The organism is Chryseobacterium metallicongregator (genome assembly GCF_031324065.1).
Lineage (GTDB): Bacteria > Bacteroidota > Bacteroidia > Flavobacteriales > Weeksellaceae > Chryseobacterium > Chryseobacterium metallicongregator.
Window position 1 is genome coordinate 23792 of the sequence record NZ_JAVIXS010000006.1, and the last position, 14598, is coordinate 38389.

At 34.4% G+C, this 14598-nt stretch carries 12 protein-coding genes and 1 pseudogene; 12 read left to right on the forward strand and 1 reads right to left on the reverse strand.

Going from position 1 to position 14598, the window contains the following annotated elements; all coding sequences use genetic code 11:
• The first annotated feature begins 1 nt into the window (after position 1).
• The 12 genes and pseudogenes from REB14_RS08650 to REB14_RS08700 all read left to right on the forward strand — a co-directional run bounded on the left by REB14_RS08650 (position 2) and on the right by REB14_RS08700 (position 13779).
• Complete coding sequence (locus REB14_RS08650; RefSeq protein WP_309521977.1) at positions 2–3427, forward strand: hypothetical protein; 3426 nt, start codon at positions 2–4, stop codon at positions 3425–3427.
• 6 nt (positions 3428–3433) lie between these two features.
• Positions 3434–6853 carry a DUF6443 domain-containing protein gene (locus tag REB14_RS08655; RefSeq protein ID WP_309521978.1) on the forward strand — a complete coding sequence of 1140 codons (3420 nt, stop codon included), beginning with the start codon at positions 3434–3436 and terminating at the stop codon, positions 6851–6853.
• Between the two features lie 9 nt (positions 6854–6862).
• Positions 6863–7498 carry an immunity protein Imm33 domain-containing protein gene (locus REB14_RS08660; RefSeq protein ID WP_309521979.1) on the forward strand — a complete coding sequence of 212 codons (636 nt, stop codon included), beginning with the start codon at positions 6863–6865 and terminating at the stop codon, positions 7496–7498.
• Between the two features lie 114 nt (positions 7499–7612).
• Positions 7613–8098, forward strand: coding sequence for an ankyrin repeat domain-containing protein (locus tag REB14_RS08665; protein ID WP_309521980.1), 486 nt, complete (start codon positions 7613–7615; stop codon positions 8096–8098).
• 19 nt (positions 8099–8117) lie between these two features.
• Positions 8118–8537 carry a hypothetical protein gene (locus REB14_RS08670; protein WP_309521981.1) on the forward strand — a complete coding sequence of 140 codons (420 nt, stop codon included), beginning with the start codon at positions 8118–8120 and terminating at the stop codon, positions 8535–8537.
• Between the two features lie 270 nt (positions 8538–8807).
• A pseudogene (locus REB14_RS24205) lies at positions 8808–8972 on the forward strand (DUF2750 domain-containing protein); the annotation flags it as partial.
• 42 nt (positions 8973–9014) lie between these two features.
• On the forward strand, positions 9015–9398 hold the full coding sequence (locus REB14_RS08675; protein ID WP_309521982.1) for a DUF2750 domain-containing protein: 384 nt from the start codon (positions 9015–9017) through the stop codon (positions 9396–9398).
• A 101-nt stretch (positions 9399–9499) separates the two neighbouring features.
• Positions 9500–9859 carry an immunity protein Imm33 domain-containing protein gene (locus REB14_RS08680; protein ID WP_309521983.1) on the forward strand — a complete coding sequence of 120 codons (360 nt, stop codon included), beginning with the start codon at positions 9500–9502 and terminating at the stop codon, positions 9857–9859.
• Positions 9860–10000: 141 nt separating this feature from the next.
• Positions 10001–10981 carry a hypothetical protein gene (locus REB14_RS08685; protein WP_309521984.1) on the forward strand — a complete coding sequence of 327 codons (981 nt, stop codon included), beginning with the start codon at positions 10001–10003 and terminating at the stop codon, positions 10979–10981.
• A 47-nt stretch (positions 10982–11028) separates the two neighbouring features.
• On the forward strand, positions 11029–11784 hold the full coding sequence (locus REB14_RS08690; RefSeq protein WP_309521985.1) for a DUF6882 domain-containing protein: 756 nt from the start codon (positions 11029–11031) through the stop codon (positions 11782–11784).
• 16 nt (positions 11785–11800) lie between these two features.
• Positions 11801–12352 carry a DUF922 domain-containing protein gene (locus tag REB14_RS08695; RefSeq protein ID WP_309521986.1) on the forward strand — a complete coding sequence of 184 codons (552 nt, stop codon included), beginning with the start codon at positions 11801–11803 and terminating at the stop codon, positions 12350–12352.
• Positions 12353–12594: 242 nt separating this feature from the next.
• Positions 12595–13779 (forward strand): plasmid recombination protein, encoded by a 1185-nt coding sequence (locus REB14_RS08700; RefSeq protein ID WP_309521987.1) that lies wholly within the window; start codon positions 12595–12597, stop codon positions 13777–13779.
• 364 nt (positions 13780–14143) lie between these two features.
• Here REB14_RS08700 and REB14_RS08705 read toward each other — a convergent pair whose 3' ends face one another.
• On the reverse strand, positions 14144–14524 hold the full coding sequence (locus tag REB14_RS08705) for a helix-turn-helix transcriptional regulator (RefSeq protein ID WP_226798688.1): 381 nt from the start codon (positions 14522–14524) through the stop codon (positions 14144–14146).
• Positions 14525–14598 lie beyond the last annotated feature (74 nt).

Below are 14598 nucleotides of genomic sequence, written 5' to 3' on the forward strand. Positions count from 1 at the left end.
AATGAAAAGAAATATTACAAGCTTATTTTTTTGCTTGTCAATGGGCGTGGCCCTCGCGCAAACTACGGGAAGCAAACAATCAACCCTTCCTAATATTATTCCCCCCTCTGCGGAGTCCTATAAACTTGGCGCTTTTGGAAATCTTCCGGTAAGCCTTTTTACAGGGAATGCCAATGTAGATATCCCTGTTACATCCTTTAATACAGAAAGTATTAGTATTCCAGTCAGACTCAATTATTTTTCCAATGGAATCAAAGTAGACGATATGAATGGTTCTACCGGATTAGGTTGGAATTTACTTTCAGGAGGTGTGATAACAAGGGTAATAAGGGATCTTCCTGATGAAGACAATCAGTCCAATATAAATATTCCGACCAACATCGGTGATCTGGGCGCTAATACTACAGTAGCCATGCAGTTTTTCCAGGATGCCTCCTTCGATGATATAGATACAGAACAGGATTTATATATGGCTAGTTTTGGAGGGATGCAGATCAAATTCGTATTTGATAAAAAAGGAATCCCAATTGTTTATTCCCAAAAAGATATGGTCATTGAGGGAAGCAGTGGAGGGAATTCTTTTACCATAACGGTAGATAATGGAACCAAATACTATTTTACAGATAAAGAAACCACTTCCAATCGTACTGCCGGAGCTGGACATTCCCTTATATCCATTTCTACTACAGCGTGGTATCTGACAAAAATTGAGGATGTAACCAGTGGAGAAATGGTATTTATTGAAAATGTGGATGGTGGGTATACCGCAACGATGAGCCAATCCCAAACTTTATCTTATACATCACCTAACGCAGGTCCTATGACGTCTAGTTGTGGAAACCCTGCATTTATCCGCTATCCGCAGGTCAGTGAACTGATCAGTCATAATCAGACCGTTACCGGAAAACAGATCAAACGAATTTATAGTAATAATCCTTCCTATGGCGAAATTATTTTTGATTATCTGCAATCGGGAGGAAGTGGAGATTATAAAAGACTGCAAAAAGTTACTAAAAAGGTTAATGGCAATATCATCAATGATGTTACCCTTAATTACAATCTAACGGCCAACAACAGGTTATTTCTTACTTCCGTTGTGGATAGTGTTTTAAACACGACCTATGGATTTCAGTATAATTTACCTGATGTATTTCCTCAAAGACTTTCTTTTAGCAGAGATAGCTGGGGTTACTATAACGGGATGACCGACAATACCAATCTGATTCCTTCCATTCCTGAAGTAGCCCTATGGAGTTCTTACGACAGATCAGCACAGCAGGTTAGTCCACAGCATACGGCTATTGGAATACTTCAAAAGATTATTTATCCTACTAAGGGGTCTACTGAGTTTTTCTATGAAAATCACACTGCAATTGAGAAAAATGTAATGCTCAGTCCATCTGAGAGAACCGGAACTCAGATCAAAGCCACGGCAGATGATGGTAATGGTCATGTTGAAAATACAGTAGCTTTTACTCCGCTCCGAACAGAAGACATTACTTTGGGAGGAAGTGCCCAGTTTAACAATGCTTGTGACCCTGCCGAGCAGGTTACTGGGAAACACAGGGCAATTGTTTCATTGTTAAAGTCTAATGGTCAGGCTGTCCCATTATATTTTAAAAGTTCTACCGGGGTTGTTACCAGTGCAGGTAATTCGGTTACTTTTCCTACCAATAATGGAGCAGGTCTTTTTGCCCATGTTCAGAAAGATGAGCCTTTAACCCTTAAGCTTTGGACGCTATTTGTCTGTACCCGTTCTACCGCATCAGCAAGTTATACCACTAAAGAGGCTGTTTACGGAGATAAAGAAGGACCAATTGGTGGTCTGCGAATTGCCAAAATTGTAGATGCTACAGAAAATGGGGTGGCCACAACCAGAAAGTTTGTTTACCGTGATTTGAATGAACAAAATACAGAAGCCGTTGTATTGAGAACCCCCGCATTTCAGGAACAGCTTCTCTTTACAAGAACTTGCAGTACAAATAATCCTAACCTTCCAAGTGGGTCAGTCCCTACAGGGGTAGAAAGATTTCCTTATACGATGGTAACTTCTACTAATATCAATCAGCTGTTTGCTACTCATCCCAATGTATTTTATAAAACGGTTCAGGAAATTGTAGAGGGAAAATCCAATATTATCCATAAATATTCTACCAGTTCAGATGATTTTGGTAAAGTAATTCATGGAGACAATATCCGTAATTCTGTATGGACCAACTTTGGCTGGAATAACGGGCGAGAAATTTTGACTCAATACCTTGATGCGGGTAATAATATGGTACGTACTGTGGAAATGAACTATGAAGAAGACAACAGCCGAAAATATCAGGTAGATGGTTTTTCGATCAGAAAAAATTATGATAATCCTGTAACCAAGAATGAGACAAAGTTATGCACAGCTGAGGATGTGGTAAAAACCATTTCATACAACTATTGTACTGCGAGTCATTCTCACAAATATAATGCAGTAGATGGTTATAAAAACTGTCAGGCAGCAGGTGCTCAAAATACGACTCAAACGTATAATGATATTTGTTTTGGTAAGCCTGTAGGTCTAATTACCTATGAGGATAAACTGGATAATCTTGATATTATGCAGTACAAGAATATTTCTCATTTTGAGTATCTGAAATCCCAAAAAACAACAGATTATTTAAATGGAAATGTGATGAAAACGGAAACCCAGTATTTCTACGCCAATCCCAAACACCATCAACTGACTAGTGAGAAGACAATTTTCCCAGATCTTTCCAATATGGAAAAAACATACCAGTATGCCCACGAGAAAAACAATCAGCTAATGATTGGTAAAAACATGGTGAGTATTCCATTAGAAATGAAAACACAGCAGACAGCAAATAATATCACCAAAGTAACATCTAGGGAAGAAACGAGCTATCCAACCGCTCTCCCTCACGCGGTTACTGGGAATTTAGTACTTCCGTTGTCTGAATATTCTTATGATACATTAAGCCCTACTATTTCTTCTAAGGATGTTACCTATGAAAAATATGATGAGAACGGAAATATTTTGCAATACAGGGAGAAAGATGGCACCCCTGTAAGTATTGTCTGGGGGTATAACAAAACCAGACCGATTGCAAAAATTGTAGGAACCTCTTACAACCAGGTTGAAGGTCTGATTACTAATATCGTAGCTAAGTCCAATGAAGATGCAGCTGATCCTACCAAGGAAGCCGAGCTGTTATCAGCTCTTGATGCCTTCCAACCCGTGGGAATGATTACCAAGTATACCTATGATCCTTTGGTGGGGGTAACTACTATTACGCCACCTTCAGGTATCAGGGAACTCTATGTCTACGACAGCGCCAAGCGGTTGAAGCAAATTCAGGTAAGAGAAAGAGATAATGCAGGAACATACAGTTTTAAGGTGGTCAAAGAATTTAAGTATAACTATAAGCAGTAAACACCAATGAAAAAAATTAGAATTTTAGGTCTGCTGTTTACAGCGATGGCAACCTATGCGCAAAGTACAACAGAAAATTATATACAATCCAAAACCTGTCTAAGCGGTGACTGTACTAAGAAAACAGAGACCGTTACCTATTTCGATGGACTGGGAAGACCCAAGCAGATTGTCAGTGTAAAAGCGACTGCAACAGGGAAAGATCTTGTTACTCCCATCACTTATGATGCATTCGGAAGACAGGCTAAGGAAATTCTTCCTGTTCCGGCTAATTCTCTCAATTCAGCAATCCATACAGGGATTGTAAATGAGAGTACAGCTAACTCTTATTATGGAGCAGCCAATGCCTACACAGAAAAGGAGATTGAAAATTCTCCATTAGACAGGATAAAGCAAGTGGCTCAGCCGGGTGATCCCTGGAAGATGAGCAGCGGACACACCCAAAAATTTAAATATGAGGTAAACCTTGGGACAGAGGTTAAGAAATTTATTACCAATACAACTACCAATACGATAGGAACAGATAATAAAACAATTTCTTCAGTGTCTATCGCATCAGGAAGTGGCTTTTATGATGCAGGGATATTATACAAAAATACGGTTACCGATGAAGACGGAACGCCTGTCATTCAATTTCAGAATGGGCGAGGTGAGACAGTGTTGGTACGCAGAACAGACGGAACACAGAATATTGATACCTATTACGTCTACAATGAATATGGGCAAAAGGCATTTGTGATTCCGGCTCTGGCAGTAAAGAAGATTGAGCAGAATAATAACGTTGTTACTACAGATATTTTGAACACCTATTGCTACCAATACCGATATGATGGCTTGGATAGACAGGTAGAAAAAAGACTTCCTGGAAGGGATGATTGGGAATCTGTGGTGTATGATGCTGCAGACCGCCCGATACTTACCCAGGATGTAAACCTGAAGAATAAAGGGCAATGGATTCTTACCAAATACGATGCTTTGGGTCGTGTTGCCTATACGGGACTTATCACCGGAGGAAGCCGGGCGGATCTACAAGGGCAGATTAATAATCTTGTTATCAGCGAAACACCTACTGCTACAGGTTTTAGCAAAAATGGGATTGTAGTTTATTACACCAATACTCTTTTTACAAATTTTGAGACTCTTCTTTCAGTTAATTACTACGATTCTTATCCGAGGGACACGAAGGAATTCCCCCCAACGAAAATCCTTGATCAGTTTGTAGTTAACGAAGACAAGGCTCTTAATGGAGGTGCTAATACCCAAGGTCTGCCAACAGCGTCTTATGTAAAGAATATTGAAGATGATAACTGGACCAAAACTTATTTCTATTACAATACCAAAGGGGGAAAGATAGCAGAGAAAAGCTGGAATCATTTAGGAGGATATACTAAAAAGGAATTTAAACTTGATTTCTCCGGTTCTGTGGATGAAAGCTATACTTACCATAAAAAGGGTGCTTCGGATACAGAGGTTGCCATTAAAGAAAGGTTTGTATATGATGACCAGAAAAGACTGCTCAAACAGTACCACCAGGTAAACAGCCAGGCAGAAGAACTCTTGGCAGAAAACACATATAATGATCTTGGACAGCTTATCAATAAGAAAACGGGTAATACTACCGGTACACCTTTGCAGTCTATAGACCAGACTTACAATATCCGGGGCTGGATTACCAAAGTGAATGATCCTACGAATTTAAACGGGAAGCTTTTTGCCTATGAGATTAAATACCATAACCCCGTGTATTCTACAGTTTCTACGGGAAAATATAATGGGAACATTGCAGAAATAGACTGGCAGGCAGCTGATGGCAGACCGTTTAGCAGGTACAATTACCAATATGATGGATTAGACAGGTTAAAAAATGGCATTTATTCTGAACCCAATGCCACAGTTCCTCAGAATAATTATTATAATGAAGCGCTGACCTATGATGTAAACGGGAATATCCAGACCCTAAAAAGGAATAGATTTTTGACGGGGATCGGAACACAGCAGATAGATGACTTGAGTTATATATATGCAGGGAACAGGCTTAGTACTGTGACTGATGCTTCAGGGAATTATGCAGGCTATCCCGGTTCTGTACCAATAGCAATTCCTTATGATGGTAACGGAAACATGACCAGCCATGAAGATAGAGGCATGTTACAGATAGATTACAATTACCTTAATCTTCCCAATTACATAAAATTTAATAAATTATACAGAACTTATGACTTTGCTAACACTTATAACGTCAATACAAAATACCTGTATAATGCTGCGGGAACCAAGCTAAGAAAAATCTATACCTCAGGAGCAGGAAGGACACAAATTGAAACCATTGGTAAAACAGACTATCTGGATGGATTTCAGTATACCAATGATGTATTAGGTTTTGTTCCAACCTCAGAAGGGTATTATGACTTTGTTAAAAATCTGTATATTTACAACTATACAGATCATCAAGGAAACATCAGATTAGCGTATTACAAAGATGCTTCCGGTAACGTAAAAATAGACAGAACAACTCACTATTATCCTTTTGGATTAGAGTTTGGTGGAGACTGGAGTACTTCAAATTCAGTTACTCCAGACTATAAATATTCTTCACAAGGACAGGAGAAACAAACAGAAACAGGCTGGAGTTCCTACCGATGGAGGAACTATGATGCTTCAATGGGAAGGTTCTTTAATGTTGATCCGTTAGCAGAAGAGTATCATACCTGGTCAACGTATGCATTCAGTGGAAATAGAGTTGTAGATGCTAGGGAGCTAGAAGGTTTGGAGCCTGAGGATTTTCGCTTCAGGATGTATATGAAGTCAAAGGGTGGCATTCAAGCAAGAGCGGAAGAAGAGAATGGAAAAGCTAATAGCGAAGCCTTTATGGTAGTTATTAAAACAGTAACTCCTGTTGAAGAGCTTTACACAATAGCTACTGGTCGCGATCTTGATGGTAATCCTGCTGATAGAAAAGATGCTGCAAAATTATTGGCGCTAAACCTGGTTCCTCAAGCAAAAGTGGAAGTAAAGGCAGCAGCCATGGTATTAAAAGCGGAAGCAAAAGCAGAAGCGAAAGCTATTGCAAAAGCAGAGGCAAAAGCTATTTCAAAAGAAGCTGTTCGTAAAAATGGTACATTAACAAAAGGGCCTTTTGCTGGGGAAGGTTATCCCGCTGTGAATGGGCACAGCAGAAAATTCACGGCAGCAGAAAAAAAAGCAGTTAGGGAGGAAGGTTACACTCTTGGTTGTCATACTTGTGGTCAAAAAAATCCAGGTACTAAATCTGGTAATTTTGTTTTAGATCATCAGCCTGCAAATGCTTTGGTTCCAAATGGATGGCCACAAACTTTTTATCCACACTGCATATATTGTAGTAATAGTCAAGGTGGGATAATTGGAGGAATGAAAAAACAGGGGCTATTACCAAAAATAAGTAAATAGAGTAAATATATGATAACGTACAAAGGAATTCAAATAAATGTAGTAGATAATCTTTACGTAGAAACAAAAGAGTTAAATTCTTATATAAACAAAGAAGTTAGAGTTAGCATTGGTGAAAATCAGCTGGAAAACTACATAGATGTTATTAAATATATTATAGATTATATTGTCGATAGTAAACCCACTATTTCTGAAAACCAAAATATTGGATACTATTCATGGCTTTTACAATTTAGGCTGGATGAAGATAACTGCTATGATTTATATGAAGCAAACGCTGACGGCAGCGATTTTAATAAAGGTTGTGATACGGCAATTTCGGTTGTTAGACAGCAAGGAGAAATATGTTGGCAACAAAATCTTATTCCTCTTTTTCCAAACTTCAACCAGTCAGTTGTTATATCAGATGGTGTTTACGAAGGAAGGGATATTGAAGGAATTAGATATGACTCACCTCAAGATGAGAGTGGATGGTACCTTATCACGGATGACTATAATGACGATATTAAGTCATTAAAAATGGTGCATTTTTATCATGTTGCTTTTGCTCGTCCTGATATTTTAAAGTATTTAGCCATACCATTTGGATACAGATTTATCATGAAAGATGGGAATATTGGAATATATAAGGATGAGGAGGAGTAACTCCCAATTAGAATGATAAAAGATAATTTGTAAATGTTTTGCTTACTTAGGGTATTATTTTTAATACCCTAAATTTTAAGTGCCAATACTACTTATAAAATTACAGGAGAAAATATGAACAACAATAATATTCATAGTGTCTTTCAATTTATAAGACTTAATGAATTGGATAATGTTGAAAACGAAATTAATTCTGTTAATGTTAATCAATTTATTAACAGTTTTGGTGAAAATCTTCTACAAGAAGCAATTGCCTTTGAAGCAATTGGTATTGTAAAGTTCTTACTAAATTGTCAAATAGATATTAATCATTCTGATCAAAATGGCAAAACTCCTTTGCACTTTAGCGCTGCTCATAATGATTTTGAATCAACTAAATTGCTATTAAACAATAAGCTTATCGAGATCAATAAGAATGACAAGTATGGTAATAATCCACTTTGGGTTGCAGTCTTTAATGCTAGAGGTTATTATGATATTGTGAAATTATTAAAAGAATTTGGTGCAGATCCAAATTCGAAAAATAACAATAATAAATCTCCTTTAGACTTTGCAAAACAAATTGGAGATGATGAAATGATTAAAATTCTTACTTCTTAATTATAGATCTAAAGAAATTATGAAGCTTTTAATAATGTTTCCCTTTGTTCTGTCATTACTAGCTAATCCAAAAGAAATTGTTTCTGGAAAACTATCTTGCAGAGATTTTAAAAATGGAAAGTTTGTGCTAATAAATAAGAAGACAAATAAAAAGTATCTTATAGAAAAATCCAAAGATTTTCAGAAAGAAGAGGTTTTTGATCTATCTACAAATATAAAGTTACAGAAGGATAGATACTATAAAATATTGTGGAAGAATGATTGTCAATTTACATTACTATTAGATCTTACCAAAAGCCAGCATGACGAAGTTGACAAGTATATTTATACTCATGGTGGGTACCTTTGTACAATCAAAAAGATAGAAGGAAAATGTGCTATTATTGAAACTCAATTTGAAGGAGATGTTTTCGCTTCTGAAATTTGCAAAATCCGATAAAAGATAAATTTACAAGCGTGTGGCTTATTTAGGGTATTGTTTTTTAATACCCTAAATTTCAAAATCACACTTAAGTTGACTTAAAGTATAGAGGGTACAAAAAAGAAAATAGAGAACATTTTAAGAATGTCAGAAGATGAAAGGTATAACTATTTCATCAGAAAAGTAACAGATTTTTGAAGATCTTTGGGGATTAAATGATGATGGTTGGGGGCTCTACTTGGAGATAATGATGATAATCGAATATTTCCCGTATGACCAGAGAAAGAACTTGCAGTACTTTGCGCAGTTGATCAATGGAGAAATAACAAACCTGAGGCAATACAATTAGATACCTTTATAGAAAAATGGATTCCAGGTATGACTAATGACAAAAACGTTAGTAAATGTCTTTCTTTTTCCAAATGCCAAAGGAACGGTAATTTCGCCGAATGATCTTTGCACAGACTTACGAGAAGAATTAGAATACTATGAATAATGAATCAAAAAGAAATTGATAACGTTGTTGCTTTAGAGCCGAAAGAGAGGTATAAGTACTTTATAAAAAAACTGGCTGATTCTGAGATTTTTTATACTCTCACAGACGATAACGGAGATTATATAGTATCAAGAATTGACGATGAAGAATTATTTCCTTTATGGAGTGCGAAGGAATATGCAGAACTTTGTAAAGTTAATGGGTGGGAAAATTACGATATTAAAAAGCTAGACTTAGATGATCTAGAAGATGAAATTATTGATTTTATCGCTGATCATGGCTGTTTAATTAATATTTTTCCAGTTTTTGATAGAACCGGATTTGTTGTTGATTTGACAGAGTTTTCTAAGGACTTAAGCGAGGAGCTGAAGAACTATGGATAGTCATGTGTTAACTGAATTGAAACGTTTACACATTTTCTTTGATGATGAAGAAACGGAAATAGGTGAAGATGCTTCCACATTGCCGTGTTAAGTCTCAAAATATGATAGACAATAAATACTTTAAGTTACAAGAGGAGATATGTGGAAGATATTCGCAAGATAAAGATTTGGTGAGTCTTGATTCATTAATAGCTTTAGGGAAAAATTTTGATCCCTCTCTACAAATAAACGGATTAAGACATCCGCGTACAGAAACCCTGAATGGCTGGTATATATGGTCAGGCGAAGATTTCAATCCAGAAGAATTTGATTTTTTTAGCCCATCACATACCCATCATTTATTGGACAATGCTTCTTTTGTAATCAAATATTTAGGACTTCCAGCAGGAAATAGATTTTTGATAGATAGTAAAGGGTATGAAGATATATGGTTTGATGAAAGTCTATTAATAGAAGATTAAGAATAGAAGAGCATAGTATGTGTTCTTGAAAATTATAGTACGGGTTTATTATCCGTGCTATTTTATTAAATGGGTATATTTGCAACAATACTGATCAGATAGGAAATGTCAGACCGCCTGCCGTATTATATTCAAAAAATTATGACCAACAATCCATATTGGATTTTTAAGAAGGATGAACTTGAAAAATCAACAATTTTAGCTAACGAATTAAATATTTCCAAAAGTGATTTCATGAGTATTCAAACTTGGTTTGAGTTATTGCTTCTGAAGCATCAGGAGGCGTCTAGTAATAAGGATGAACAATTGAAAACAGAAGCTGAATTGGAAACCAAGTTTAACGAATTAATTTCTTCAAAAATCACAAGGAAAAGTTATAAGTATATTCTCCCAAAATTGTTAAACTATAACAATGTTTTTAATGATGCTTTTTTAAGGTCATTGTATGTAGCAAGGATTGGAGCTTTACTTAGAGATAATTTGATATCTAAGCTTGTTAAGGATAGGATGATTGTCTACTCTCCGGAAGATTTTTTATATGTTACTGTTTATCTTAGAGAGAACTATTTTATTTCGCCCAACAGTAATTTTTTGGAGGACATTCTTAAAATAGAAAATGTTCGTGGTATTATAGGGCAAGGTTCTGCTGGTACTAAGCTTGAAACTTTGAAAAATATCTTGTACATCGTATCTCAGAAAGACTTTCACCATGATATTATCTGTTTTAAAAAGATTTTAAAATTAGTTTTGGCAACAGATGTAGAGTTAATTCACTATTTGAAAGGATTCCAAGTAGTGAATAATCAGGGTTGCTATAAGATTATTAATGATATTTTTAATTTGCAGATTTCAGAAGATCAATGGAAAGACTTTGAAATTAAAGTTCGACTGATTCATTTTTTCGATTCAGCTAGAAGTGCTAACCCAACTCATGCCTGGAATAGAAAATTCCAAGAAGTATCATCATCTATAGATGAAAATGAACTTTTACTAGTTGTTGAGACTGTTATGAGGAATGAAGATAGTTGTATCTACCGATTCGATTATGGAGCAGAATGGGGCGATGATGTATCAAAACGGTTTTTAAAATCATCGAAATGGATAAAAGAAATTTTGAATTAAGAAGTTATTGATGTGCTTAATGTAGCCAAGTATTATAGTATTAGAAAATGAATTACGAAGAATATAGTAAACCAAGATTAAATAAACTAATTAAGGTCCAAGATGATTTCAAAGACGTTTATAGAATTGATTCATATGTAAATTGGTTTTATGACAGTGAATTGGAACTCTTAAGGCTATATAATGATGATAATGATGAAGTCTATTTTAAATACATTCCAGTAGGAACCTATTCCTTAAAATCAAAGACATGGATGTGGAGTTGGTATAACACTCATTCCATTGAAAAGAATAAAAATGAACTTCTGGTAATAAAGAAATTTGGCATTGAAAATAATTACGAAAAACTCTATACAGGAACTTTCGCTAGTGATGAGTATGCCGGATGGGAATTGTCTTCAATTTGTTTAGAATTTTTGAAAGGTATTGGTGTATATAGAGTCAACAGTGATGAATTAGAGAAATATATGTTAATCCTCAATGGCGTTGGCGAATATTCATCAGAAGTAAAAATGATGAAGCAGAAGAAAGTTGATTGTGGTAGTCATGGATATTCAAGACCCGCATTTGTCTGCCAACATTTAGATCTTGAAGCGCCCAAAGGTTTTGAAGAAGCATTTGATACTTATAAGGGAATAGAGTTGGAAGAAGATGATGATTTTCAGGCGTGGTGTAGCGACTGCGAAAAAATTAGAATTGAGAATGATGGTTGGACTGAAGAGTCTGAAAAATTCGCGGGAATAACACTGATTTGTGAGAACTGTTATTTTGAATTAAAAGAATTCAACAATATTAAATTGTAAATTAAAATATAATAATGTGGTGTATAAAATTTTTATTGTTTTTTTATTAAGTTCTCAAACTTTATTAAGTCAAGCAATCCAATGGTCAACAGATCGAAAGTTGGATTTTAAAGATTTCGCTCATCCTACACATGAGGAAGATAATAATACAGGTGCAGAATCATACATTGGAATGGATTATAAAATTGTTTCTAATTCAATATGGACTGGTAAGATCAAAATAAAAATATATGCGATATTTTACCCTGAAAAATCATGGATTAATAAAAAATATATTGCTAATAGTCATATCCTGAATCATGAACAAAGGCATTTTGACATTGCTCATGTATTTGCTGATAAACTTCAAAATGTTATAAATAGCCAAATTAAAGGCACAAAAGATTTTAATGATAATTTTCAAAAATTATATGATGAGAATTTTGTTGAATATAGTGCTTTTCAGACTAGGTATGACTTAGATACTGAACATGGTGCAAATTTGGAACAACAAAATAAATATAATGATATTATTGAGAGTATGGTAAATGATACATTTAATGAAAAAGATAATAAGAACAGAAAGTAAAGAAGTAGCAGTGACTCTGGGTATTTTTTAAGAAATACAAATTTTCAATTAGATGAATTATTCTCTGTAGGAGAGTAAAAAACACCCTTTTATTGAGTATTATGTCTCAATGCTCTTATTGGTATCAAGTTCATTTTTCACTAATACATAAATCCGTATCTAACCGATGTGGATTTATTTTATGAAGCCAATAAGTGAAAATAGAAGCCCAATAAGTCTTATTATCTAAAAATAATGATTATGTGGATTATTTTATAGCCGTGAAAACATCTATCAATTTTAAGGCGGTTAAAACAGATTCCGAAGCGCATAATTTCAGGAGAAAAACTTTTGATTATATAAAAAAGGATCTTACAGAAAAAAATGAATATTGGGTAGAAAATAAAATTTCAGATAGATTTAGGTCTATAGAAGCCTACTGTAAGGACAAATCCGGAAGAAAGTTACAGAAGAATGCATTACCAATTCGTGAAGCTGTAGTTGTAATTAAAGAAAATACAACGATGCAGGATTTGCATAAGCTTTCTAAAAGGCTTGAAGAAGAACTAAGAATAAGAATTTTTCAAATTGCCATTCATAGAGATGAAGGACATTATGATAAAGATTCTAAAGAATGGAAGTCCAATTACCATGCTCATTTAATAGCCGACTGGCAGGATTTAGAAACTGGAAAGACGTTGAAACATCAATCATTTCACTATTCAAAAATGCAGGATATTACCGCTGAATGTCTGGAAATGGATAGAGGGATTTCGGGCTCTAGAGGGCGGCTTGAAGCCATAGAATTTAAAATTCAAAAAAAAGAAGAAGAGCTTTTGCTGCTAAACAATAGAATAACTGAAATGAAGGCAGAGCTTAATTCTAAAAAGTTTGAAGACTTTATCGTAAAGGAAAATAATTTTTTAGGCTTTAGGAAGATCAAAACAGATAAAACGATTGAAAACTACGAGAGAGTTTTTAAGTCATATAATACAGAACTGCTTAAAAATAAGGAAATTCTTCAATCCAAAACTAAAATAATTACAGAGCTTCAACAAAAGAATATTGAGTTAACCAAAGAAGTTTCACTATTAAAAAACAAACTGTCCAGTGTTCTATCTAACATCACAGTGTATACAAATGAAAAAGAGATTTATTTCAATTCAGTGAAGGATACGATTATAAAGGCCATACAGTTTGAAAAATTTAAACAGCCTAAGTTATTTGATACAACTAAAGAAAAAATAATAGCAATAGTTGACAGTATTTGTAAAAAAGTTTCTGAAGAAAATAATATTCCTTTTTCGTCACTGGAAGAGATTTTTAAAAACCCTGACAGCAGTTTAGAAATCTTTTCATTATTGAATTTTGATAATCATGGGATAAAATATAATACCGAAAATATTCAGGTTCAACAAAAAAGAAAAAATATAAAGAGGCCACAATAGAGCTGGCAAAAATTCATAAAAGAAAACAAAGGTATTGTATCAGATTATTAAAAAGGCAAGTTCAGGTCCAAAGGATATACTAAAAAATCTCCACCTTGCAGGTCGTATTTTTCATCATAAACTTGCTTTTTAATATCTTCATAATAAATTTTGGGCTTTCTTTTTTTCTTTTTTCTTTTTTCTTTTTTCTTTTGAAAAAATAATTAGTCATCGAGGAATTAGTTTAGTAGCTCCAAATTCTTTGGAAAAATACACATCCATAGGATTATTTTTTCCTTGAGAATCATATAAAGACCTTATTTCTTTAAATCCCAAATACTCTCATCTTATTAAAAAAAATGGTTCAGAGTAATTTTCTATTCTCTTATGCTTCAAAATCAAAAAAGTCTTTTAGAGAAATTCCTATGAGATGACAAAATTTTGCTATTGTATAAATTGTCAACCCTCTTTTATTGTTTTTACTTTCCCAACGATTTAATATTTGCCTGTCAATTTCGTATTTTTTAGAAAATTCAGATTGAGACAAACCAGTATTAGCTCGAAGAAACTTAATTCTATCAGCAATTTTATTTTTTAGCAATATATCTTCTTCGTTGAGTCCAGCCATAATGCAATTTTGCAAAAAATCATAACTTTTATGTAATCCATTTGGATTACATAAATAATTTTGGTATATTTGTAGATAATATAATGCAATTATTCCAATAGAATTAAAATATTGAGGCAATTGCTTAGAATCTCGCATTAGAAAACTGGTAATTTTTATGTGTACGAGAAGATAAGTAAATTTGCTCACGACCGCGGCGTGGGCTCTCTTAT

Excerpts from the sequence above, each read along its gene's own strand:
- REB14_RS08705 (WP_226798688.1), bottom strand. The coding sequence starts at position 14,524 with ATGCGAGATTCTAAGCAATTGCCTCAATATTTTAATTCTATTGGAATA.
- REB14_RS08675 (WP_309521982.1), top strand. The coding sequence starts at position 9,015 with ATGAATCAAAAAGAAATTGATAACGTTGTTGCTTTAGAGCCGAAAGAG.
- REB14_RS08670 (WP_309521981.1), top strand. The coding sequence starts at position 8,118 with ATGAAGCTTTTAATAATGTTTCCCTTTGTTCTGTCATTACTAGCTAAT.
- REB14_RS08685 (WP_309521984.1), top strand. The coding sequence starts at position 10,001 with ATGACCAACAATCCATATTGGATTTTTAAGAAGGATGAACTTGAAAAA.
- REB14_RS08660 (WP_309521979.1), top strand. The coding sequence starts at position 6,863 with ATGATAACGTACAAAGGAATTCAAATAAATGTAGTAGATAATCTTTAC.
- REB14_RS08650 (WP_309521977.1), top strand. The coding sequence starts at position 2 with ATGAAAAGAAATATTACAAGCTTATTTTTTTGCTTGTCAATGGGCGTG.
- REB14_RS08655 (WP_309521978.1), top strand. The coding sequence starts at position 3,434 with ATGAAAAAAATTAGAATTTTAGGTCTGCTGTTTACAGCGATGGCAACC.
- REB14_RS08665 (WP_309521980.1), top strand. The coding sequence starts at position 7,613 with ATGAACAACAATAATATTCATAGTGTCTTTCAATTTATAAGACTTAAT.
- REB14_RS08680 (WP_309521983.1), top strand. The coding sequence starts at position 9,500 with ATGATAGACAATAAATACTTTAAGTTACAAGAGGAGATATGTGGAAGA.
- REB14_RS08690 (WP_309521985.1), top strand. The coding sequence starts at position 11,029 with ATGAATTACGAAGAATATAGTAAACCAAGATTAAATAAACTAATTAAG.